22 protein-coding genes and 1 riboswitch are annotated in these 21,725 nt (G+C 52.4%); of the genes, 19 read left to right on the top strand and 3 right to left on the bottom strand.

Going from position 1 to position 21,725, the window contains the following annotated elements; all coding sequences use genetic code 11:
- The first annotated feature begins 163 nt into the window (after window positions 1–163).
- From gspC to cysQ, 14 genes are all read left to right on the top strand, one after another.
- Window positions 164–1,066 carry a type II secretion system protein GspC gene (gspC, locus tag ABT58_RS07950; RefSeq protein WP_047873866.1) on the top strand — a complete coding sequence of 301 codons (903 nt, stop codon included), beginning with the start codon at window positions 164–166 and terminating at the stop codon, window positions 1,064–1,066.
- A 38-nt stretch (window positions 1,067–1,104) separates the two neighbouring features.
- Entirely contained in the window at window positions 1,105–3,120 is a 2,016-nt protein-coding gene (gene gspD, locus ABT58_RS07945) for a type II secretion system secretin GspD (protein ID WP_047873931.1), read from the top strand.
- On the top strand, window positions 3,120–4,622 hold the full coding sequence (gene gspE / locus ABT58_RS07940) for a type II secretion system ATPase GspE (protein WP_047873865.1): 1,503 nt from the start codon (window positions 3,120–3,122) through the stop codon (window positions 4,620–4,622). Before gspD ends, gspE begins: the two co-directional genes overlap by 1 nt.
- 1 nt (window position 4,623) lies before the next feature.
- The gene (gene gspF / locus ABT58_RS07935) at window positions 4,624–5,844 is read left to right on the top strand and encodes a type II secretion system inner membrane protein GspF (protein ID WP_047873864.1); all 1,221 of its coding nucleotides are present in this window, start codon (window positions 4,624–4,626) and stop codon (window positions 5,842–5,844) included.
- 19 nt (window positions 5,845–5,863) lie between these two features.
- Window positions 5,864–6,298 carry a type II secretion system major pseudopilin GspG gene (gene gspG, locus ABT58_RS07930; protein WP_053063024.1) on the top strand — a complete coding sequence of 145 codons (435 nt, stop codon included), beginning with the start codon at window positions 5,864–5,866 and terminating at the stop codon, window positions 6,296–6,298.
- Between the two features lie 2 nt (window positions 6,299–6,300).
- A complete protein-coding gene (gene gspH / locus ABT58_RS07925; RefSeq protein WP_047873862.1) occupies window positions 6,301–6,897 on the top strand; it encodes a type II secretion system minor pseudopilin GspH in 597 nt (198 codons plus the stop codon).
- Window positions 6,888–7,265 (top strand): type II secretion system minor pseudopilin GspI, encoded by a 378-nt coding sequence (gene gspI / locus ABT58_RS07920; RefSeq protein WP_047873861.1) that lies wholly within the window; start codon window positions 6,888–6,890, stop codon window positions 7,263–7,265. Before gspH ends, gspI begins: the two co-directional genes overlap by 10 nt.
- Complete coding sequence (gene gspJ / locus ABT58_RS07915) at window positions 7,255–7,899, top strand: type II secretion system minor pseudopilin GspJ (RefSeq protein WP_229821784.1); 645 nt, start codon at window positions 7,255–7,257, stop codon at window positions 7,897–7,899. The genes gspI and gspJ overlap by 11 nt, the downstream gene beginning before the upstream one ends.
- Window positions 7,896–8,915: a type II secretion system minor pseudopilin GspK gene (gene gspK / locus ABT58_RS07910; protein WP_047873859.1), complete on the top strand. Its 1,020-nt coding sequence runs from the start codon at window positions 7,896–7,898 to the stop codon at window positions 8,913–8,915. The genes gspJ and gspK overlap by 4 nt, the downstream gene beginning before the upstream one ends.
- Complete coding sequence (gene gspL / locus ABT58_RS07905; protein WP_229821785.1) at window positions 8,884–10,224, top strand: type II secretion system protein GspL; 1,341 nt, start codon at window positions 8,884–8,886, stop codon at window positions 10,222–10,224. The genes gspK and gspL overlap by 32 nt, the downstream gene beginning before the upstream one ends.
- Window positions 10,221–10,697 carry a type II secretion system protein M gene (locus tag ABT58_RS07900; protein WP_047873857.1) on the top strand — a complete coding sequence of 159 codons (477 nt, stop codon included), beginning with the start codon at window positions 10,221–10,223 and terminating at the stop codon, window positions 10,695–10,697. Before gspL ends, ABT58_RS07900 begins: the two co-directional genes overlap by 4 nt.
- A 2-nt stretch (window positions 10,698–10,699) precedes the next feature.
- Entirely contained in the window at window positions 10,700–11,458 is a 759-nt protein-coding gene (locus tag ABT58_RS07895; protein ID WP_047873930.1) for a type II secretion system protein N, read from the top strand.
- A 151-nt stretch (window positions 11,459–11,609) separates the two neighbouring features.
- A complete protein-coding gene (gene nudE / locus ABT58_RS07890; RefSeq protein WP_047873856.1) occupies window positions 11,610–12,161 on the top strand; it encodes an ADP compounds hydrolase NudE in 552 nt (183 codons plus the stop codon).
- Between the two features lie 8 nt (window positions 12,162–12,169).
- Window positions 12,170–13,006, top strand: a complete 837-nt coding sequence (gene cysQ / locus ABT58_RS07885; RefSeq protein ID WP_047873855.1) for a 3'(2'),5'-bisphosphate nucleotidase CysQ — start codon at window positions 12,170–12,172, stop codon at window positions 13,004–13,006.
- Between the two features lie 97 nt (window positions 13,007–13,103).
- Here cysQ and sthA read toward each other — a convergent pair whose 3' ends face one another.
- Window positions 13,104–14,519 carry a Si-specific NAD(P)(+) transhydrogenase gene (gene sthA / locus ABT58_RS07880; RefSeq protein ID WP_047873854.1) on the bottom strand — a complete coding sequence of 472 codons (1,416 nt, stop codon included), beginning with the start codon at window positions 14,517–14,519 and terminating at the stop codon, window positions 13,104–13,106.
- Window positions 14,520–14,834: 315 nt separating this feature from the next.
- Between sthA and fabR the strand changes: the two genes are divergently transcribed.
- Together fabR and ABT58_RS07870 are read left to right on the top strand one after the other, a co-directional pair.
- Complete coding sequence (gene fabR / locus ABT58_RS07875) at window positions 14,835–15,467, top strand: HTH-type transcriptional repressor FabR (RefSeq protein ID WP_047873853.1); 633 nt, start codon at window positions 14,835–14,837, stop codon at window positions 15,465–15,467.
- 23 nt (window positions 15,468–15,490) lie between these two features.
- Window positions 15,491–15,862, top strand: coding sequence for a YijD family membrane protein (locus tag ABT58_RS07870; protein ID WP_047873852.1), 372 nt, complete (start codon window positions 15,491–15,493; stop codon window positions 15,860–15,862).
- 75 nt (window positions 15,863–15,937) lie between these two features.
- Here the strand turns inward: ABT58_RS07870 and trmA are convergent, their stop codons facing one another.
- A complete protein-coding gene (gene trmA, locus ABT58_RS07865) occupies window positions 15,938–17,044 on the bottom strand; it encodes a tRNA (uridine(54)-C5)-methyltransferase TrmA (protein WP_047873851.1) in 1,107 nt (368 codons plus the stop codon).
- A 149-nt stretch (window positions 17,045–17,193) separates the two neighbouring features.
- Window positions 17,194–17,420: riboswitch (cobalamin riboswitch) on the top strand.
- A gap of 37 nt (window positions 17,421–17,457) precedes the next feature.
- Here trmA and ABT58_RS07860 point away from each other — a divergent pair.
- The 3 genes from ABT58_RS07860 to murI all read left to right on the top strand — a co-directional run bounded on the left by ABT58_RS07860 (window position 17,458) and on the right by murI (window position 20,870).
- Complete coding sequence (locus ABT58_RS07860) at window positions 17,458–19,272, top strand: TonB-dependent receptor domain-containing protein (protein WP_047873850.1); 1,815 nt, start codon at window positions 17,458–17,460, stop codon at window positions 19,270–19,272.
- Between the two features lie 56 nt (window positions 19,273–19,328).
- Complete coding sequence (locus tag ABT58_RS07855; protein ID WP_047873849.1) at window positions 19,329–19,988, top strand: Dph6-related ATP pyrophosphatase; 660 nt, start codon at window positions 19,329–19,331, stop codon at window positions 19,986–19,988.
- Between the two features lie 87 nt (window positions 19,989–20,075).
- Entirely contained in the window at window positions 20,076–20,870 is a 795-nt protein-coding gene (murI, locus tag ABT58_RS07850; protein WP_047873848.1) for a glutamate racemase, read from the top strand.
- Here the strand turns inward: murI and ABT58_RS07845 are convergent.
- Complete coding sequence (locus tag ABT58_RS07845) at window positions 20,842–21,300, bottom strand: RNA recognition motif domain-containing protein (protein WP_047873847.1); 459 nt, start codon at window positions 21,298–21,300, stop codon at window positions 20,842–20,844. The two genes, murI and ABT58_RS07845, sit on opposite strands and share 29 nt — an antisense overlap.
- Window positions 21,301–21,725 lie beyond the last annotated feature (425 nt).

Genomic DNA, 21,725 nt, shown 5'->3' with positions numbered 1-21,725 from the left:
AATAGCTAGTCTATTGATAGTTGATGTAATTTTTCCGTGATCTCTTTTGGTAATATGTTATCTAGTAGCAATTTTACGATGCTGTTTCACCCTTGGGACGGTATCCTGTGAAGTCCTTGGCTTCACGCTTATTTATTAATTTCCGCAGGACAATGGATTTTTCATGGTAGCAGCAAATTGGTTAGGGGCATTGCAGTCGAAGCGCTGGGTTTCCGTTCGCTCACTCACTCGCTTCCTGACGTGGTTTTTAGTCATTCTCTTTGCTTGGATTTTAGGGCGTCTTGTGTGGTCATTCTTCCAGCCGACCGTGGCGCCTGCACGTTGGCAGCCTGCCCCGGTTGTTGCCTCAGGCAATGTTGCGGCAGGGCGTGATGAAGTGCCGAAAATTTTGGCTATGAATCTGTTTGGCCGGTATCAGAAAAATGCACCCGTGGTAGAACAAAAGCAGCCTGTGAAGCAGGATGCGCCGCAAACCCGCTTAAGCCTGACTCTGGTGGGTCTGGTTGCCAGTAATAATGCGAAAACGGCTCTGGCCGTGATCACCCACCGTGGCAAACAAAACACATACGGTATTGATGAAGCCATTGATGGCACCCGTGCCACCTTGCAGGCGGTGTATGCCGATCGCGTCATTATCCGTAACAATGGCCGCGACGAAACCCTGATGCTTGATGGGGTCGATTTTAATAAAGCGTCTACCCCCGCACGCCCGGCGGTCGCGAAGCGACCAGCGCCAACCCCAGCTGCCAAACCGGCGTCAGAGCTTGGGCGCATTAAGCAAGAAATTCTTGAGAAGCCGCAGTCGCTGTTTAGCTACATTCGATTGTCTCAGGTGAAGCGGGATGGGGCACTGGTGGGCTACCGAGTGAACCCGGGTAAGGACAGAGCATTGTTTGACGCAGTTGGCCTGAAAACCAATGATCTGGCGGTAAGTCTGAATGGCAACGACTTAACCGATGCAGCCGTAATGGCAAAATTGTGGACGGAGTTATCAAATGCCACGGACTTTACGCTGACCGTTGAACGTGAAGGTCAGTTACATGATATCTACATTGAGCTGCAGTAGTGGTTCAAGGCGAACATGCGATAGCGCAGGAGTTATTTGTGAAAAAATGGATGGGTAAAAGTGCCCTCTGGCTACTGAGCAGCTTGATGTGTAGCTCAGCACTCGCAAGTGAGTTTAGTGCCAGTTTCAAAGGAACCGATATTCAGGAGTTCATCAACATTGTTGGACGTAACCTGCAAAAGACAATCATTGTCGATCCTGCAGTGCGCGGCCAGGTGAATGTGCGCAGCTATGATCTGCTTAATGATGAACAGTATTACCAGTTTTTCCTCAACGTGCTTGAAGTCTATGGTTTCGCTGTTGTTGAAATGGACAACGGTGTCCTGAAAGTTGTCCGCGATAAAGACGCGAAAATCTCAGCCATTCCGGTAGTGGGTGATGGCAACACGGTCAAAGGCGATGAAGTCGTGACCCGTGTTATTGCGGTTCGTAACGTCTCTGTGCGTGAGCTGTCGCCGCTATTGCGTCAGCTGAACGATAACGCCGGCGCCGGTAACGTGGTGCACTACGATCCGGCTAACATCATTATGATCACCGGCCGTGCCGCGACGGTAAACCGTCTGGCAGAAATCATCGAGCGTGTTGACCGCGCCGGTGACAAAGAAATTGATGTGGTCGAGCTGCGTAATGCCTCAGCGGCGGAAATGGTGCGTATTGTGGATGCCTTAAATAAGACGGCAGACGCAAAATCGACGCCGGAATTTTTGCAGCCAAAGTTGGTGGCCGATGACCGTACCAACTCCGTCTTGCTGTCGGGTGATCCGAAAGTGCGTGAGCGCTTGAAGCGTTTGATCCGCCAGCTCGATAAAGAAATGGCTTCTTCGGGGAATAACCGCGTGGTGTATTTGAAATACGCCAATGCCGAAGACATGGTCGATGTCCTGAAAGGGGTGTCCGACAACCTGCAGGCCGAGAAAAACGGTAACGGGAAATCGGCGGGGGGCAAGAATGACGTGATGATTTCTGCCCACGTCGATACCAATGCCCTGATCCTGACGGCGCCGCCAGATATCATGCGCGCGCTGGAAAACATCATTGCCCAATTGGATATCCGTCGAGCACAGGTACTGATTGAAGCGATGATTGTGGAGCTGTCAGAAGGTGACGGCGTGAACTTCGGGGTGCAGTGGGGCACGCTGGATGGCGGTGTGGTGCAGTTTGGTAACTCTGGGGTACCGATCTCGCAATACGCTGTCGGTCTGGAAGATGCCAAGGAAACCACCCGCAGTGAAACCTATATTGATGCCAACGGTATCGAGCAGGTCCGTACCATTACCGAAGACGGGGATTTCAGCACACTGGCCAGCGTACTGGGCGGCGTGAACGGTGCCGCACTGGGTATCGTGATGGGGGACTGGACCATGCTGGTGAATGCCGTGGCCTCAGACCGTAACTCCAACATTCTGTCATCGCCAAGCATTACCGTGATGGATAACGGCGAAGCGTCGTTCATCGTCGGTGAAGAGGTGCCGGTGGTGACCGGTTCGACCTCCAGCTCGAACAATGACAACCCGTTCCAGACCGTTGAGCGTAAGGAAGTGGGTATCAAGCTGAACGTGACTCCGCAGATCAACGAAGGTGACTCGGTCCAGCTGAAAATTGAACAAGAAGTGTCGAACGTACTGGGTGCGGACGGGGCGGTGGACGTACGTTTCTCGAAACGTCAGTTGACCACGTCGGTACTGGTACAAGACGGCCAGATGATTGCACTGGGCGGTTTGATCCAAGATCAAACCAACGAGAGCGAGCAGAAAATTCCGCTGTTGGGTGACATTCCGGTACTGGGCCACTTGTTCAAGTCGACCAATACCACCAAAGCCAAAACCAACCTGATGGTGTTCATCAAGCCGACTATCATTCGTGATGGTGTGACGGCGGACGGGATCACCCAGCGTAAGTACAACTACATCCGTGCCGAGCAGTTGTACCGCCAAGATCAGGGCCTGCGCTTGATGCCAAATACCGCGACGCCGTTGTTGCCGAAGTACGGTGATGACATTGCGTTGCCGGCAGAAGTGCGTGCGTTCGTGGCTCAGCTAGAGGGTGATCAATAATGGAAGATGCGCGTTTGCAGCCAGAGGCCCAGCCGCGCTTCCGGTTACCGTTTTCGTTTGCCAAGCGTCACCGCGTGGTGCTGGAAATGACGGAACAGGATGTGACCCTGTTCTACACCGGTCAGCTGAGCGCGAGCGTGCTGACCGAGATCCGTCGTGTCTCGGGGCGGCCTTTTGCCCCGAGTGAGCTGGACAACGACGCGTTTGAACTCAAGTTAACCGAAGCGTATCAGCGTGACTCCTCGGAAGCGCGCCAACTGATGGAAGACTTGGGCTCAGACAATGATGATTTCTTTGCTCTGGCGGAAGATCTGCCGGAAACGGAAGATTTGCTGGAGTCCGAAGACGACGCGCCGATCATCAAACTGATCAACGCCATGTTGGCCGAAGCCATCAAAGAGGCCGCGTCGGATATTCACATCGAAACCTTTGAGAAGAAGCTGTCGATCCGTTTTCGTGTCGACGGCGTTCTGCGTGAAGTGCTGCAGCCAAGCCGTAAACTGGCGCCGCTGCTGGTGTCACGTATCAAGGTCATGGCTCGTCTGGATATCGCCGAGAAGCGTATTCCACAGGACGGCCGTATCTCATTGCGTATCGGTGGTCGTGCTGTCGACGTGCGTGTGTCGACCATGCCATCGTCACACGGTGAGCGTGTGGTATTGCGTCTGTTAGACAAAAACGCCACCCGTCTGGACTTGCACAGTCTGGGGATGACCCCGGCAATCCACGCCAACTTCCGTCGCATCATTGAGCGTCCGCACGGCATTATTCTGGTGACCGGCCCAACCGGTTCGGGTAAGTCGACGACCTTGTATGCGGGTTTGCAGGAGCTGAACGGTTCCGAGCGTAATATCCTGACGGTGGAAGATCCGATCGAATTTGATATCGACGGTATCGGCCAGACCCAGGTGAATACCAAAGTCGACATGACCTTTGCCCGTGCCCTGCGTGCCATTTTGCGTCAGGACCCGGATGTGGTGATGATCGGTGAAACCCGAGACCAGGAAACGGCAGCGATTGCAGTACAAGCATCGTTGACCGGTCACTTGGTGTTGTCGACCTTGCACACCAATACCGCAATTGGTGCGGTGACCCGTATCCGCGATATGGGCATTGAACCGTTCCTGATTTCCTCGTCCTTGTTGGGCGTATTGGCTCAGCGTCTGGTGCGTACCCTGTGTAAGAGTTGCCGTGAACCGTATGAAGCCGATGCCGCGCAGAAGCAATTGTTTGGTTTGGCAGCAGACGAATCCCTGACCCTCTACCATGCTAAAGGGTGTGAAGCGTGTAACCAGAAAGGCTATCGAGGCCGTACCGGTATTCACGAATTGCTGATCGTGGATGAGCAGGTACAGGAATTGATCCACTCGGAAGCGGGTGAAACGGCGATTGAAAAAGCCATTCGCGCGCACACACCAAGTATTCGAGACGACGGTTTATCGAAGGTAAAAGCCGGTATTACGACCCTAGAGGAAGTGATGCGGGTGACCAAAGAGGGCTAAGATGGCGGCGTTTGAATATAAGGCGCTCGATGCCAAAGGGCGTCAGAAAAAAGGGGTGCTGGAAGGCGATACCGCCCGTCAGGTGCGACAGCAATTGCGTGAGCAGGGGCTGATCCCGGTTGATGTGACCCAGACCCGTGAGCGTGAAAAGAAAAAAGCGGCCGGTGGTTTTCAACTGCGCCGGGGGATCAGCACCAGTGAATTGTCGCTGATCACCCGTCAGCTGGCGACCTTGGTGCAAGCGTCCATGCCGCTGGAAGAGTGTTTGAAAGCGGTGGCGGAGCAAAGTGAAAAGCCGCGCCTGAAAAACATGATGCTGGCGGTGCGTTCGCGCGTGGTGGAAGGTTACACCCTGTCAGACAGTATGGCGGAATACCCGCATATTTTTGATCAGCTGTTTCGTGCCATGGTGGCGGCCGGGGAAAAATCCGGTCACCTCGATACGGTACTGAACCGTCTGGCCGATTATGCGGAAAACCGCCAGCAAATGCGCAGCAAACTGCAGCAGGCGATGATTTACCCGACCATGCTGACCATCATTGCGATTTCCGTGGTGGCCTTCTTGCTGGCGACCGTGGTACCGAAGATTGTCGATCAGTTCGTCCAGATGGGCCAGCAGCTGCCGGGGATCACTGAAGTGTTGCTGGCGGCCAGTGACTTTGTGCTGAACTGGGGCTTATTTGTCCTGATCGGCATTATCGCGCTGGTGGCGGGGATCAAGTTTGCCCTGAAAAAGCCCAACTTCCGTTTGGCGTGGGACCGACGGGTGCTGCAGTTGCCGGTGATCGGCAAGGTAGCCCGTGGCCTGAGCACGTCCCGTTTTGCCCGTACCCTGTCGATTTGTACCTCGAGTGCGATCCCGCTGCTGGAAGGCATGCAGGTCGCGTCTGATGTGATGACCAACACCTGGGTCAATAAACAAATTCGCGAAGCCGCCGATAAGGTACGCGAAGGGGCAAGCCTGCGAGTGTCGCTTGAGCAAACCAAACTGTTCCCACCGATGATGCTGCACATGATCGCCAGTGGTGAGCGCAGTGGTGAACTCGAACAGATGCTGACCCGTGCGGCGGATAACCAGGATCGTGATTTTGAGTCCTTGGTGAACATGGCGCTCGGGGTGTTTGAGCCTTTATTGATTGTCGCGATGGCCGGCATCGTGATGTTTATTGTTATTGCTACCCTTATGCCGATCATTGCTTTGAACAACATGGTCGGAATGTAATCTTTTGGAGGTTTTCTCAATGCAACGCAAACAACGCGGCTTTACGCTGTTAGAAGTTATGGTCGTGATCGTTATCCTTGGCGTACTGGCCAGTCTGGTCGTGCCAAACCTATTGGGTAACAAAGAAAAAGCAGACCAGCAGAAAGTAGTGACCGATATCGGCGCACTGGAAAATGCACTGGATATGTACAAACTGGATAACAGCGTGTACCCATCAACAGACCAAGGTCTGGACGCGCTAGTGAGCAAGCCATCAGCCAGCCCAGAACCACGTAACTACCGTGACGGCGGTTACATCAAGCGTCTGCCAAAAGATCCTTGGGGTAACGAGTACGGCTACATCATGCCTGGTGAAAACGGCCCGGTAGATGTGTTCAGCCTAGGTGCAGATGGTCAGGAAGGCGGTGAAGGTGTGAACACTGACATCGGTAACTGGAACATGCTGGACTTCTAAGCATGCAGAAACGTGCAGCAGGTTTTACCCTGATCGAAATATTGTTGGTATTGGTGCTGCTGGCTAGCAGTGCCGTGGCGGTGATCATCTCCATGCCTGAAAGCAAGGAGGATGCGGTCAAGGAAGAAGCTGCACGTTTTCGTCACCTCGTCCAGTTACTGGGCGAGGAGTCCCTGCTAAATGGCAGGGATTACGGCATTCGTGTAGAGCGTGATCATTACCAGTTTCTTCAGCTAACCAGTCAAGACTGGGAGCCGATGCAAGCGTCTCGATTCTTTACCCGGGTAGAGATGCCCGAGGACATTCGTTTGAACGTCGAGATCGGCAGTTATTCATGGCAGGACAACGATCGGTTATTCAAACCGGGCTCCTTGTTTGATGAAGACTTGTTTGCTGAGCAAACTGACAAAGACAAAATTAAGCCGCCTCAGGTGGTGGTGATGGCCAGTGGGGAATACACCCCGTTTACCCTGGAGTTTGAAGTCGAAGGGGAAAATCAATTCTGGCGGGTACAGGCCGATGAACTCGGACAGCTGTATCTGTTACCACCGGGAGAATCGATAGAGAGTCTCCGTGAGAAAGAAGAGGAATGGCCGTGAATTTCAAGCATCATCGACAACGAGGGATGACCCTGCTGGAAGTGCTGGTGGCACTGGCCGTGTTTGCCACGGCGGCATTGAGTGTGATGAAGGCCGTGAGCCAGCACCTCAATACCCTCAGTTATTTAGAAGAAAAGACCTTTGCTGCCATGGTGGCCGATAACGAATTAGCCAAAGTGCGTTTGTCCGGTGAAATCCCGACGTCCGCCAAGAAAGGGAAGTCGGAACTGGCTGGCCGAGAATGGTACTGGACCATTAAAACCACCAAAACCGCCGATGGTTTTTTGCGGGCGCTGGATGTCACCGTGACCACCGATGAAGCCCGTAAAAACTCCGTTGTGACGCTAAGAACCTATGTTGAAAACTAAGTTAAACGTAAGCCGACGCGCTGCCGGTTTTACCCTGCTGGAAGTGCTGGTGGCGATTGCGGTGTTCTCGATGCTCAGTCTGTCAGCCTACCAGGTGCTCAATGGGGTACAGCGCAGTAATGCTCAGTCGCTTGAGCACAATGCGCGTTTACAGGAAATTCAGCGCGCGATGGTGATGATGGATAACGACTTCCGTCAAATCGTGGCGCGCAAAACCCGTAACTTAGGCGAAACCGCCAGTGACAAGTTGCTGCAAAGCAGTGAATACCTGTTGGACTCCTCCAGTGACGGCATCTTGTTTACCCGCTTAGGGTGGCAAAACCCGCAAGAGATGTTCCCGCGCGGGGAAGTGTTGAAGGTAGGCTACCGCGTGGTCGACGACACACTGGAGCGTGTGTGGTTCCGTTACCCGGATACCGTGGTCGGCACCGATGCGTTAGTGCGTCCTATTCTGACCGGGGTGGAAAAGCTGGCGTTTCGTTTTTACAGCGATAAGAAATGGTCGGATCGCTGGGACAAAGCCGCCACGCTGCCACAAGGGGTGATGGTGCAGCTGACGTTGGAAGATTACGGCGAGATTGAGCGGGTGTATATGCTGCCGACCTCCGTACTGACGGCGGAGAAAGAAGAATGATACGCAGACCACACAAACAAAAAGGGGTCGCCCTGATCGTGGTGTTGCTGTTGCTGGCCATGATGACCACGTTAGCGGTACAGATGAGTGACCGCTTACACATGAATTTTTACCGGGTCGAGAGCCAGATCCAAAACCAGCAAGCCTATTGGTTTGCACAGGGGATGGAAGCCCTCGGCAAGGTGGCCTTAGAGCAAGGCATTGAAGACAGTGACACCGTGAACCTGAGCCAGGCGTGGGCCACGCGGGATCAGCGTTATCCGCTCGATGGCGGCAGTGCCACCGGCAACATGTATGACCGTCAGGCTTGTTTCAATGTTAATGCGTTATCCGGTCTTGCGCCGCTGACCGATCGCAGCAGCCAGCCGTACTTGGTGAAAGCGCTGCAGACGATGATGGAAGAAGTGGGCGTAGAAAGTTACGACGCCGAAGTGGTGGCGGAATCGATATGGGAATATGTCGATCCGGCGGAAGCGGTGAACTCCTCGTTCGGCGCCGGTGACAGCACCTATGAAGGTTTTCGTCCGCCGTATTTGCCACCGCGTGACTGGATGGCAGACATCAGTGAGTTGCGTGCGGTGAATGGCGTCTCGGCGGAGATTTTTGACAAAGTGAAGCCGCTGCTGTGTGCGATCCCGACCACCACGCTGGCGGTGAACGTGAACACCTTATATGAGAGTCAGGCCGCGATTTTGGTCGGACTGTTTGCACCGCGTTTGTCATTGTCGGATGCTCAAGCCTTACTGCAAGAGCGCCCTTATGATGGGTGGGGAGCCGTGGATGATTTTCTCGCTGAGCCGCAGTTGGCCAGCTTGGATGCGGAAGTCAAAAAGCAGGCAAAAGATTTTCTGTCGGTTACCAGTGATTACTTTCAATTAGATACTGAGATTGTGGTCGATAGATCCCGAGTGCGGCTTGTAGCCTTGCTCAAGCGAGATAGTGAAGACAAGGTGACAGTAGTACGTCGCCGTTATGGAGGAATCAGTGAGCGAATTTCTGACAATCAGGCTGAGTAGCCGTGCTGAACAGCCGGTGCAATGGCTTGTCTGGTCGCCACAACAAAACGAAGTGATCGCATCGGGTCAGCTGGACAATATCAGCCTCCTTGATGAGATCGCGGACTATGCCGCTCAGCGAACGGTGTATGCCTTGATCCCAGCCAGTGATGTGCTGATGACTCAGGTATCGATTCCTGCGGGAAGTAGCCGTCAGTTGGCCAGCGTACTGCCTTTTCTTCTGGAAGAAGAGCTGGCGCAGGATGTGGATAATCTGCATGTGCACCTGCTGGAGAAAAACGGCGATTTGGCCCAAGTGGCGGTGATTGAACACCGTAAGATGGAAGAGTGGCTGGCTGCATTGCGTGAGGCGGGCATTGAGATCAAAGCGATGCTGCCGGACTGTTTGTGTCTGCCGCATTTTGATCACAGCTATTCAGCGGCAGAAATTGAAGGCCAGTGGTTGATCCGTCAGTCTGCGGTACAAGGGATCGCAGCAGAAACAACCTGGTTAGCGGCCTGGCTCTCAGCACAGCAGGCACCGATTGTGCCAGCCGTGGATGAAGACGATGCCGACAGTGACGCTGACCATGACGCGACAGAGGACAGCGACACATCTGCCGATGCCTCTGAAGTGGTCTCGTTGGAAAAATCTTCGCCTGTCGATGACACGCCGTTAACGGCGCAAGATATCGTGATCCATCACTACACCCCGGCACCGGAAAATATGCCGGGTCGCTGGCAGGCGGAAGCGCCGGAATTGGTGATGCAGTTGTTGGCACAAGGCGCCTTGGCCAGCAAGGTGAACATGCTGTCGGGCGTGTATAAGCAGCAGCCCGCATGGCGTAAGCACCTTAAACCATGGCGTAAAGTGGCGATTGCCGCCGGGATGCTGGTGGCCGTGCTGGCCGGTCAGCACTTTGTGTCGATGCAGGCGATGGACAAACAGGCGTTGGCCTACAAAGCGGAAAGTGAGCGTATTTTCCGTCAGGTACTCCCACAGTTTAAACGCGTTCCTTCACAGAGTTACCTGAAACGTCAGATGAACAGTGAGCTGAGCCGTCTGGGTGGCAGCAGTGAAGACAGTGGCCTGTTGCCATGGTTGGTACAGTTGCAGCCGGCACTGGCGAAAGTGCCACAGATGTCGATGCAGAACTTCAAATACGATCAGAACCGTGGCGAAATCCGCTTCCAAGGGGTGGCCGGTGAGTTCCAGCATTTTGAACAGCTACGTACCCTGCTGGCTGAAAACTTTACCGTCGAGCAAGGGCAGTTAAACCGTGAAGGCAATCAAGTGACCGGTGCCGTAGTCTTGAGGAGAAAGTCATGAACGCCTGGTGGAAAGGGTTAAGTGCCCGTGAGCAACGTCTGGTACTGGGCGGCGGTGGTGCGTTAGTGCTGGCTGTCCTGTATTGGGGGATCTGGCAGCCGTTGGCGGCATCGGCGCAAAATACCGAAAACCGTTTGCAGTCTGAACGTCAGTTGCTGACCTGGGTGACCAAGAAAGCCGATGAGATCGTCGCCTTGCGCGGCACATCCGGTTCAACCGGTGCCGTCAGCAACAAGGGCCTCAATCAGGTGATCAACGAAACCACTGGCCGTTTTCGCATCGAGCTGATCCGTATGCAGCCTCGCAGTGAAGCGGTTCAGGTGTGGGTGAAGCCCTTGCCATTCAATACGCTGATCAGCTGGTTAGCGTATTTGCGCGATGAGCACGGGATTGATGCCCAGTTCCTGGATGTATCCAAAATGGATCAGGCTGGCATGGTGGAAGTGAACCGCTTGCAGTTAGGGCGGGGGTGATCGTGAAGTATAAAGTGTTATTGGGCGTCTCGTTCGGAGTCGCATTAACCAGCAGTGTAGTGGCTCACGTACCGGCAAGCTGGGCGTGGCAGCAGGTGCCCAAACTGGCTAGCCTGCAGATCAGTGGCATTGATGGCACCCTGTGGCAGGGTCAGGCCGCACAGGTACGCTGGCAGGGGAAAAACTTGGGCCGTGTGCAGTGGGACATGCGTGTACTGCCATTGCTGATGGGCAGCGTGAAGCTGGACGTGCGTTTTGGTCAGGGGAGCGACATGGGGCTGACCGGCCGTGGCGTGGTCGGCTATCGCAGTGCCGGGCCGTTTGCGGAAAACCTGTTGGTGTCTGTACCTGCGACAGAGATGATGCAGTTTGCGCCTTCTGGTGTGCCGGTGACCGTGGCGGGCAACTTAGAGCTGACATTGCGTGATTACCAGTTTGCTGCGCCATACTGTGAGACGTTGGAAGGTACACTGGCATGGAGTGGTGCCGAGGTGTCTTCACCACTGGGCGGCTTGAATCCGGGGCCGGTCATTGCCGATTTGTCGTGTGACAATGGCAAAGTGCTGGCGGACATGAAGCAAGACTCGCCACAGGTGATGAGCCAATGGAATGTCTCATTGGCGCAAGGTAACAACTACGCGTTGGCCGGTTGGTTTAAGCCGGGCGCAGAGTTTCCGCCGCAATTGGGCCAGCAGCTGAAATGGCTCGGCAGCCCGGATCCCAAAGGGCAATACCGCATTACTTACAGCGGCCGTTTCTAACGCAACAGGCCCTTCCTCTAACCCGGCAGCCCTTGCCGGGTTAACGTTTTCCTCAGAAAGTGCTTTATTTCGTTCCCCGCTTGCAATTAAATGAAAGACAGTGTCAGGGTTACGGTTTGATGTCGTAACAGGCTTTCAAACAGGACATAACATGGCTGCCGATCATAAAAAACCTCAAATTCTTGCCACCGAAGTGGTTGCCCAATCTCAGTTATTCAAAATTGAGTCACTCGATCTGCGCTTTTCCAACGGCGTTGAGCGCACCTATGAACGTATGAAGCCATCGGGGCGACATGCGGTGCTGGTAGTGCCTGTCACGGCGGATGGCGATATTCTGCTGATCCGTGAATACGCAGCCGGTACCGAGCGTTACGAGTTAGGCTTTCCGAAAGGACTGATTGATGCGGGTGAAAGTGCTCATGAGGCGGCGAACCGTGAACTGAAAGAAGAGATCGGTTTTGGTGCCCATCAGTTGCAACCTTTGAAAGAAGTGGTGTTAGCCCCGTCGTATTTCTCCAGCCGCATGACCTTGTTCCTGGCGCAGGATCTGTATCCTGAACAATTGGAAGGGGATGAGCCGGAGCCGCTAGAAATCGTACGCTGGCCACTGAGTCAGGCCGAAGAATTACTGACGCATCTCGACTTTGCCGAAGCGCGTAGTATCACGGCATTGTTCCTGGCCCTTAAACATTTAGCCAAATAGGAGCGCAGATGGATCGATCGACTTTATTACCTCAGGTCACGGAGATCGCCCGCGAAGCCGGTAAGGTGATTGCGGAGATTTATCAGCGTGGCCAATTTGAAGAGTACACCAAGCAAGACAGCACACCCGTCACCAGTGCCGATTTAGCGGCCCATGATCTGATCATGGCACGCTTGTCAGCCCTGACGCCGGATATCCCGGTGCTGTCGGAAGAAGATGCCAATATCCCGTTGAGTGAGCGAGCGCGCTGGTCACGCTATTGGCTGGTGGATCCGCTCGATGGCACGCAGGAGTTCATTGCCCGCAGTGGTGACTTTGCCACGATCATTGCTCTGGTGGAAAACCATCAGCCGGTGATGGGGGTGGTGTATGCCCCGATGACGGATGTGGTGTATTACGCCAGCCGTGGTCAGGGGGCGTGGAAAACCTTGGCGAGCGGTGAAACGGTGGCGATAAGCACACACAAACCGACCCAACCGGTTCAGTCTTTGGGGGTGGCGATCAGCCGCCGTCAGGATCTGAGCGGGATCACCAATCGACTGGATCCCTCTCTGAATTATGATTTGGTGCCATTGGGCTCGGCGGCACTGAAATCGTGTTTAGTGGCAGAAGGGGCGGTGGACTGTTATTTACGCCTTGGACCGACCGGCGAGTGGGATACCGCCGCCACGCAGTGCATTGTGGAAGAAGCCGGTGGTCGTATTCTCAATACCCATTTGGATCCGCTGTCTTACAACGAGCGTGAGACGTTGGAAAACCCGAACTTCATTACCCTGGGGGATGAGACATTGCCGTGGGCATCGATTTTGACGCCCGATGATCGCTTGTTAGACGGCAAGGCATGATGGCAAGACGAGATACCGATACTTCATCCACACGATGAAAAAGAAAACGGCGCTGAGTGCGCCGTTTTTTGTGTCTGCGGATGATGTGTGATGCCGGTTAGAACAACCGGTTTAAGCCATTGAGTGCCGCGACGCGGTAGGCCTCCGCCATTGTCGGGTAGTTGAAGGTGGTATTGACGAAATACTCGATGGTATTGCCGTCGCCTTTTTGCTCCATGATCGCCTGACCGATATGGATGATCTCAGCGGCGCGTTCGCCAAAGCAGTGGATCCCGAGGATCGCTTTGGTATCACGGTGGAACAAGATCTTCAGGCTGCCCACTTCGGTACCGGCAATTTGGGCGCGGGCGAGGTGTTTGAACTGCGAGCGGCCGACTTCATAGGGCACTTTCTCTGCGGTGAGTTCTTGCTCCGTTTTGCCCACCGAGCTGATCTCCGGAATAGTGTAAATACCGGTAGGAATATGGTCGATCAGCTGGCTGTCCGCTTCGCCGTTGGCAATGGCTTGCGCCACAAAGCGGCCCTGATCGTAGGCGGCGCTGGCCAGGCTCGGGTAGCCAATCACATCCCCCACCGCATAGATGTGCTCGACGTCCGTGCGGTAGTTTTGGTTGACCGACAACTGGCCACGCGAATCCGGTGTCAGGCCGACATGCTCCAGTTGCAAGGTATCGGTATTACCGGTACGGCCATTGGCATAGAGCAAGCAGTCTGCGCGCATTTTCTTGCCCGATTGCAGGTGTAAAATGACCCCGTCCTCAGTCCCTTCTATCTGTTCGTAGGCTTCGCCGTTGCGGATCATCACCCCGCTGTTCCAGAAGTGATAAGAGAGCGAATCGGATATTTCATTATCCAAAAACTCCAGTAGCCGATCCCGGGTATTGATCAAATCCACTTTGACCCCGAGTCCTCGGAAGATGGAGGCGTATTCACTGCCAATCACCCCTGCACCGTAGATGATGATATGGCGTGGGTCGTGTTTGAGCTGCAAGATCGAATCGCTGTTATAAATCCGGGTGTGGGAGAAGTCGACGTTGTCCGGTTGGTAAGGGCGTGAACCGGTGGCGATGATGAAGCGATCCGCACTGTAGTGTTCAAGACTGTTGTCAGGCTTCGTGACCACAATGCTGTGACTGCCGGTAAAACGGGCTTCACCAAAGATCAGTGTGCACTTATTGCGATCGTAAAAGCCCTGGCGCATACGGGTTTGTTTGTTCACCACGTCTTGGGCATGGCCGAGGATCTGGCTGAAGGTACTGTGCAGCTGAGTGTTGTTTTTGCAGTAAAGGGGATTGTGGTTGTATTCAATGATGCGGCTGACGGCATGACGCAAGGCTTTGGATGGGATGGTGCCCCAGTGTGTGCAGCCGCCCCCGACACTGGCTTCCCGCTCAATAATCGCGACATTGAAGCCGGCTTTGGTCAGCCCCATGGCGGCACCTTCTCCGCCGGGTCCACTGCCGATGATGATAGCGTCAAAATGCTGAGAAGGTGACGAGAGAGTCTTTGTCATGCTTAGCCTTATTATCATTTGCGCAACATTAATGTCTGGTTATGTTAACTTTCCTTTAGGGCTGGTAGAATCAGTGAGCCATGATAGAGCGGTATCGATCACGTTGTGATGTGACAAAAAAGTCAAAAATTGGAGCTGGGTGACGTTTTTATCAGGAGCGTGAGGGAATGGCGACTTTGTGAGCCAGTAGAAAAACTCGAGAGAACGGCTTTGATTAAGCGTAGGTCTGGAATTACTATGTTTTGATGGCTGTAAAAAGCGGGTATAGTGGCACTCACCTTGACGCAAGATAATTCAAAGAGAAACAGACAACCCATGGGTATCAGGGCTCAGCAGAAAGAAAAAACCCGCCGCTCACTGATTGATGCTGCATTTAATCAATTAAGTGCTGAACGCAGCTTTTCAAACCTCAGCTTGCGGGAAGTGGCCAGAGAGGCCGGTATCGCACCGACATCTTTTTATCGTCACTTCAAAGATATGGATGAGCTCGGTCTGACCATGGTCGATGAAGGTGGTTTGATTTTGCGCCAGCTGATGCGTCAGGCTCGCCAACGTATTGCCAAAGAAGGCAGTGTGATCCGCACTTCTGTTGAGACTTTCATGGAATTCATTGAAAGCAGCCCGAACGTGTTTCGGTTGCTGTTGCGTGAACGTTCCGGTACCTCACCGGCGTTTCGTGCGGCGGTGGCCCGAGAGATCCAACATTTTGTGGCTGAACTGACGGAGTACTTGGTGGCGAAAACCGGTGTGACGCACGATGAGGCGTACACGCAGGCGGAAGCATCCGTGACCTTGGTGTTCAGTTCAGGGGCAGAAGCGTTGGATTTAGACAGTCATGCTCGTGCTGAGCATGCTGAGCGATTGATCATGCAATTGCGAATGATTGCAAAGGGTGCCTACTGGTACCGTAAAGAGCGTGAGCGCAGAGAGCTCAGGCAAAAACTCTAACTTTGTTATGTTGGTGAATGGATATGAACAAGGAACAAATTAAAGCGGAACGTAAAACACTGGTACTGTCGCTGTTGGCAGGCCTGTGTGGTAACGCAACATTGGCAGTACTGACATCAAGTGCCGTCGCTTTCTCTATTTTCCCCGTGATCGCATTTGCATTGGCGGTGTACTGCCTGTACCAGGAGTACTTGAGCAAGCCGATGGCAGAAGGCACGCCGGCGATTGCCTTTGCCTGTTTCCTCGTGGGTGCTTTTGGTTACTCTGCCTTCCTGCGCGCGCAGGTGCCAGACATGGGCTCTAACTTCCTGCCACTGATGATCTGTTTGGGTCTATTGATTTGGGTGGCGGTGAAACTGGGCGTGATGAGCCCGAAAACAGAAGCACAGGCATAAACCGTGTTGTTCTGAAAATCGCAGATAAAAAAGGCGCATGATGCGCCTTTTTTTGTGCCTGTTCAGCCGAGCGGATTATTTGCGCTCAAGCAATACACCCGCTTCCATGTGGTGGGTGTAAGGGAACTGATCAAACAGAGCAAAACGGGTAATGCGGTGTGTTTCGCTCAGAATATCCAGGTTCTCTTTCAGTGTGTCTGGGTTACAGGAGATGTACATGATGCGATCGTAACCCTGCACCATGCGGCATGTGCCTTCATCCATGCCAGATCGTGGTGGATCCACAAAGATCGTGTTGCAGTTGTAGCTCTGCAGATCGACGTTCTGATCTTTCAGGCGACGGAACTCACGACGACCTTCCATTGCATCAGTAAAGTCTTCGGCTGACATACGGATGATCTGTACGTTGTCGATGTTGTTTACCGCAATGTTGAACTGTGCAGAGTCTACCGATGGCTTAGCCAATTCAGTGGCCAGTACACGTTCAAAGTTCTGTGCCAGTGCCAGCGAGAAGTTACCGTTACCGCAGTACAGTTCCAGCAGATCGCCTTGGCTGTCCTGAGTACAGTCAACCGCCCACTCCAACATCTTCTGTGCCACTTCGCCGTTTGGCTGGGTGAAGCTGTTTTCCACCTGCTTGTAGGTCAGTACGCGATCGTTCACTTTCAGTTTTTCGATCACGAACTCCTGATCCAGTACGATTTTCTGCTTACGGGCACGGCCGATGAAGTTCACGTTAAAGCCTTCGTCATTCAGACGTTGCTTCAGTGCGGTTGCTTCCGCTACCCAGGCATCGTCTAACTGACGGTGGTAAAGCATAGAGACCAGAATCTCACCGCTCAGGGTAGAAAGGAAATCCACCTGGAACAGTTTGTGGCGCAGGGCTTTGATTGGCTTAATCGCGTCAACCAGCAGGGGCATCATGTCATTGATCAGGCGGCTGGCTGCCGGGAACTGATCCACGCGGTATTTCTCACGCGTTTCCTGGTTGAACATGATGTAGTAAAGATCGTCACCTTCATGCCATACGCGGAACTCTGCACGCATACGGTAGTGCTCAGCAGGAGAGGCAAAGACCTCAAGCTCAGGGGTTTCAAAATCTTGGAAGATATTTTGAATACGCGCTGCCTTTTCATCGAGCTGCGCTTGGTACTCAGCTGGATTGATGTCGGTAGATGCCATAGTGGTTGCCTCAGAAACTGCTCAAAATAAGAGCGCAGATTTTATTGCATTGTTGACCGATGTCCAGTGTTGTGCCAGATAAAAATGTTGAAACAGGCGATATTTCGTCATCAAAGGGAAATGACACTAGACATTGTTTAAGGGGATTACTAGCATGCGTTTGCGCTGGTTAGCCTGACAAGTCAGGCAGAGGGAATACGGTGGAAATCCGTAACTGACGCGCAGCGGTGATAGAGAACGAAAGCACATGGACGTAAGTTCCGAACACTGCTTCAATCGCTTACACAACGTAGGCACCGAAGTGGGAAGTTGTTGCCTAGGTGGTTGTCCAACCATGCTCTTAAGTCCGAAGACCGACCAGTGTACCGAGTAACTTTACTCAGTAATCAACGCGACTTAAGGTAATCCATACAATGAAAAAAACGCTTTTAGCCGTGGCGTTGGCACCCCTGTGCCTGCCCGTTTCTGTTGCTGCACAATCTGCGGATGAAGTGATGGTGGTAACAGCCAACCGATTTGAACAGCCAATCAAAGAAGTGATTGCGCCTGTTTCTGTCGTCACCCAAGAAGAAATCAATGCCATTCAGGCTAAATCCCTTGCTGAAGTGCTTCGCCGTTTACCGGGCGTCCAAGTTGTGTCGGGCGGTTATGGCCAAAACACCGAAGTGTACGTACGCGGTACCTCCTCAAAACACCTTCTTGTCATGATCAATGGCGTACGTATTGGTAGTGCGACACTGGGCAGTGCAGACTTCAGTCAAATCCCGTTAACCGGCATTGAACGTATTGAGTTTATTCGCGGCTCACGCGCGGCGTTATACGGTTCAGATGCGATCGGTGGTGTGCTGAATATCATTACCGCGTACCAGCCGGGTGAGCAACAGGCACAAATTACAGCGGGTATCGGCAGTGATGGTTATACCCAGTTAGGTGGCTCCGTCGCAGGTACACTGGGACAAAGCAGCTGGGGCAAGTTAGCGGTGAAAACCGAGCAGGCTGATGGTTTCTCTGCACGTCAGTTACCGTTTGAACAGGATGATGACGGTTTTGAAAGCCACAATGTGGTCGGTGAGATCGGTACGGCGGTTGGTGAGAACTGGCAGTTGAGCCTGCAGGGGTACTACCACGACGGTAAAGCGGATTACGATGACGGCTATGGTGCTGTTGGCGCTTACACTGATAGCAGCCTTTACAATGTCGCGGTCAAAGCGGCCTATGTGAATGATAAGCTGATGAGCGAATTCACCGTGGCGCACAATCAGGACAAAGCCCAGAACAACAGCCAAGGAAAGACGGGCAGCGAAATCAAAACCGAGCGTTTGCTGGCAAACTGGTTGAATCATTATCAAGTCAACCAACAGTTAGGTGTGGGTGGGGGCGTAGAGTTCTATCGTGACTCGGTGTCTAACAGCACCACGGTCTATGAAGAAGATGAGCGTGATAACGCCGCCGCTTACATTAACTCTATTTACCGTGCAGGGAATTTGCAGTTAGAGGGCAGCGTACGTACCGATGATAATGACAGCTACGGTACGAATACCACGTGGCTGGTGGCGGGCGCGTATACTTTCCTTGAGGATTACCAATTATCAGCCAGTGTGGGCACTGGCTTTAAAGCACCCTCCTTTAATGATTTTTACTGGCCGGGTTCAGGCAACCCGAATTTGAAGCCAGAAGAGTCGACAAACTATGAAGTGGCACTCTCAGGTAGCCAAGCTTGGCTGGACTGGCGTGTGACGGGTTATCGCAATGATGTGGAACAACTGATTGCATGGGCGCCGATGGATAGTAGCGATCCGAATAGTGATTGGTTGCCAATGAATGTCGATAATGCACGTCTACAAGGGATTGAGTTGACCTCTCAATTTAATACTGGCCCGGTGTACCATGAGTTGAGTTATGACTACCTGGATGCAGAAGACACAGAAACCGGTAAGCAATTGATCCGTCGAGCTAAGCACAGTGCGAAATGGAACATGTCATACATGCTGGAACAGTGGCAGTTGGATATGAGTGCACTGTATAAAGGTAAGAGTTATGAAGACGATCTTAATACGAAGTCGTTAGATGCATATGTATTGGTGGATGTAGCAGCCAGCTACTTCATTAATGATCATCTGACCGTACGTGGTCGTGTTGCTAACCTCTTTGATGAGAATTACACCTCACGTAGTACCTATAATGTGCAAGAGCGCAGTTATTACGCGACAGTAACGTACCAGTTTTAAATAAAAGATAAGCCACCTGCGGGTGGCTTTTTTGAAGGCGTTTGAAAGGAAAAGAGATGTCTCCGATCAAAACCATGGTGAGTTGGTCATCCGGTAAAGATTCCACCCTCACTTTATTGCGCTTATTGCGCGATCCCCGTTATCAGGTGGTTGGCCTGTATACCTCTTATGTCACGGATGAAGTGCCTTTTCAGGCGACACCCATTGACGTGGTGCGTGCACAAGCGGCTTTAGTGGGATTACCGTTGGTGGAAATTGTGTTACCCGAGGTGTTTCCGCCTAATACGGTGTATCAGTCTTGTATTGTGGAAGGACTGTGTGCATCCGGGATAGAGATCGATGCGGTTGCCTTTGGCGATATGTTCTGTAATGGGATTGCGGATTATCGTCGCAGTTACATTGAACCGGCGGGATGGCAATGTGTGTTCCCGCTGATGGGGGAGGACAGTGCGCTATTAGCCAAGGAAATTGTCGACTGTGGGATCCAAACGTTAGTGACCACGGTGGATACCACACAATTGGACGGAGCATACTGTGGGCAATGGTATAGCCATGACTTTGTCGCTGCATTGCCAGAAGGGGTTGACCCTTGTGGGGAGGACGGTGAGTTTCATACCTTGGTGGTGGAAGCGCCGTGTTTTAAGGCACGCCTCGAGGTGTGTTTAACGCATATTGAGCGTCAGTCGCGTTTTCACTATCAGCGTTATCACTTGTAAAGCTCGTTGGAATAAGCGGGAAGACTTTTGGCGCTAAACGGGATTCGCAGTATCATAAGCGCCGTTAACAGGCGTCGATAGAAGGTAATGAGAGTGAAGCGGGTATTGATTTTTGATTCTGGTGTAGGTGGCTTATCGGTATACCAGGAGATCTATGCGCAACTGCCTCATCTTCATTATATCTATGCGTTCGATGATGCTGCCTTTCCTTATGGTGAATTGCCAGAAGGGGAGTTGATTGAACGAGCAAGCCACATTATTGGTCTGCTGGTGGCGCGTCATCAGATTGATTTGGTGGTTGTGGCCTGCAATACCGCCAGTACCATTGTGCTGCCGACCTTACGAGAACAACTGACTATTCCTGTAGTCGGTGTGGTTCCTGCGATTAAACCGGCTGCGGCTTTGAGTGAGCGTAAAGTCATTGGTTTATTGGCAACGCCGGCAACGGTACAACGCGCTTATATCGATAGCCTGATCAGCCAATTTGCCAGCGATTGTGACGTGATGCGCATTGGGTCGACCCGGCTCGTTGAAATGGCCGAAGAGAAGTTACGCGGTGAGGCGGTGAGTATTGAGGAAGTGCGTGAGATTTTGCAGCCTTGGCAAGCGTGTGTAGATAGCATTGTTTTAGGTTGTACCCATTTCCCTTTAATTAAAGAAGAAATCCGTGCCGCGTTTCAGGCGCCTGTGCAAATCATCGATTCCGGTAAGGCGATTGCGTCGCGTGTGAAAGCGTTACTCGGCGAAGTTGCGGGGGAAGAAAACCCGTTGCCAAACCTCACATACAACAGTGCCGCTGGGAAATCCCTAGCGGCACTGAATCAGAGTCTCGAGAGGTTGCACCTGCAGCCCGTTACATCTCTGAACTATCCTCGGTCTTAGGTTCATTGGCTTCTCGTACTTTCAGGGTACGTTGGCCATATTCTTTGTTATTCAGATTGTCGATCGCATTGTCTGCGTCTTTACTGTTCATCACCACAAAGCCAAAGCCACGTCGTTTGCCGGTTCGCTTATCTTTCATAAGGCGAACGGCGAACACTTCACCATGCTCTGAAAAGAGCTGCTTGACTTCATTTTCATTGGCGCGATAAGGCAGGTTACCGACATAAAGGGTTTTGCTGGCTTGCGTTGTATCGTCTTGCGTCGTGCTAGAAGGTTGGAAAGAAGAGATTCGAGGCAATACAAAAGCAGTACAGAGTACACCGAGTGCAAAGGCGATGCCGGATGAGAAGGTGAGAATAGCAGTAAACAGGATCCCACCGACTATAGCGATTGCAAGAACCGGTAATAGGGTTTGATTGGATAATTTCATATTCAAACTACATCGTCATAAGAAAAGAGAAAAAGACGTTATTGGTTATTTTAACAACAGAGTCACATTGATATTACTTTTATTGACTTGGAATTGCTAGTGAGCGAGTGTGACAGCCCTCTAATGTTGAAATTAGCGTCAGGTTGATCACATTAGCTCAAATAATCACCATGCGATATTTTTTTTTGAAAAAACGCTTGTCAGTGTGCGCGAAGTCTCTATAATGCCGCCTCACTGACACGGAGAACGACAACTTAAGTCGCTAACCCAATCAGTTTGTTCTTTAACAATTTGACCATGCAATCTGTGTGGGCACTCGTTGAATAGATAGTCAAAAAGATTTATCAATGAAACTGAGTGACCAATCGATAGACCTTTAGCAATAAAGAGAAGTCGGCACAGTCAATTCATTCATTACTTCGGTA

This window comes from Photobacterium aphoticum (assembly GCF_001029435.1).
Classification (GTDB): Bacteria; Pseudomonadota; Gammaproteobacteria; order Enterobacterales; family Vibrionaceae; genus Photobacterium; species Photobacterium aphoticum.
The sequence above is the reverse complement of the archived record's forward strand: the minus strand, read 5'-3'. Positions and strand labels throughout refer to the sequence as shown.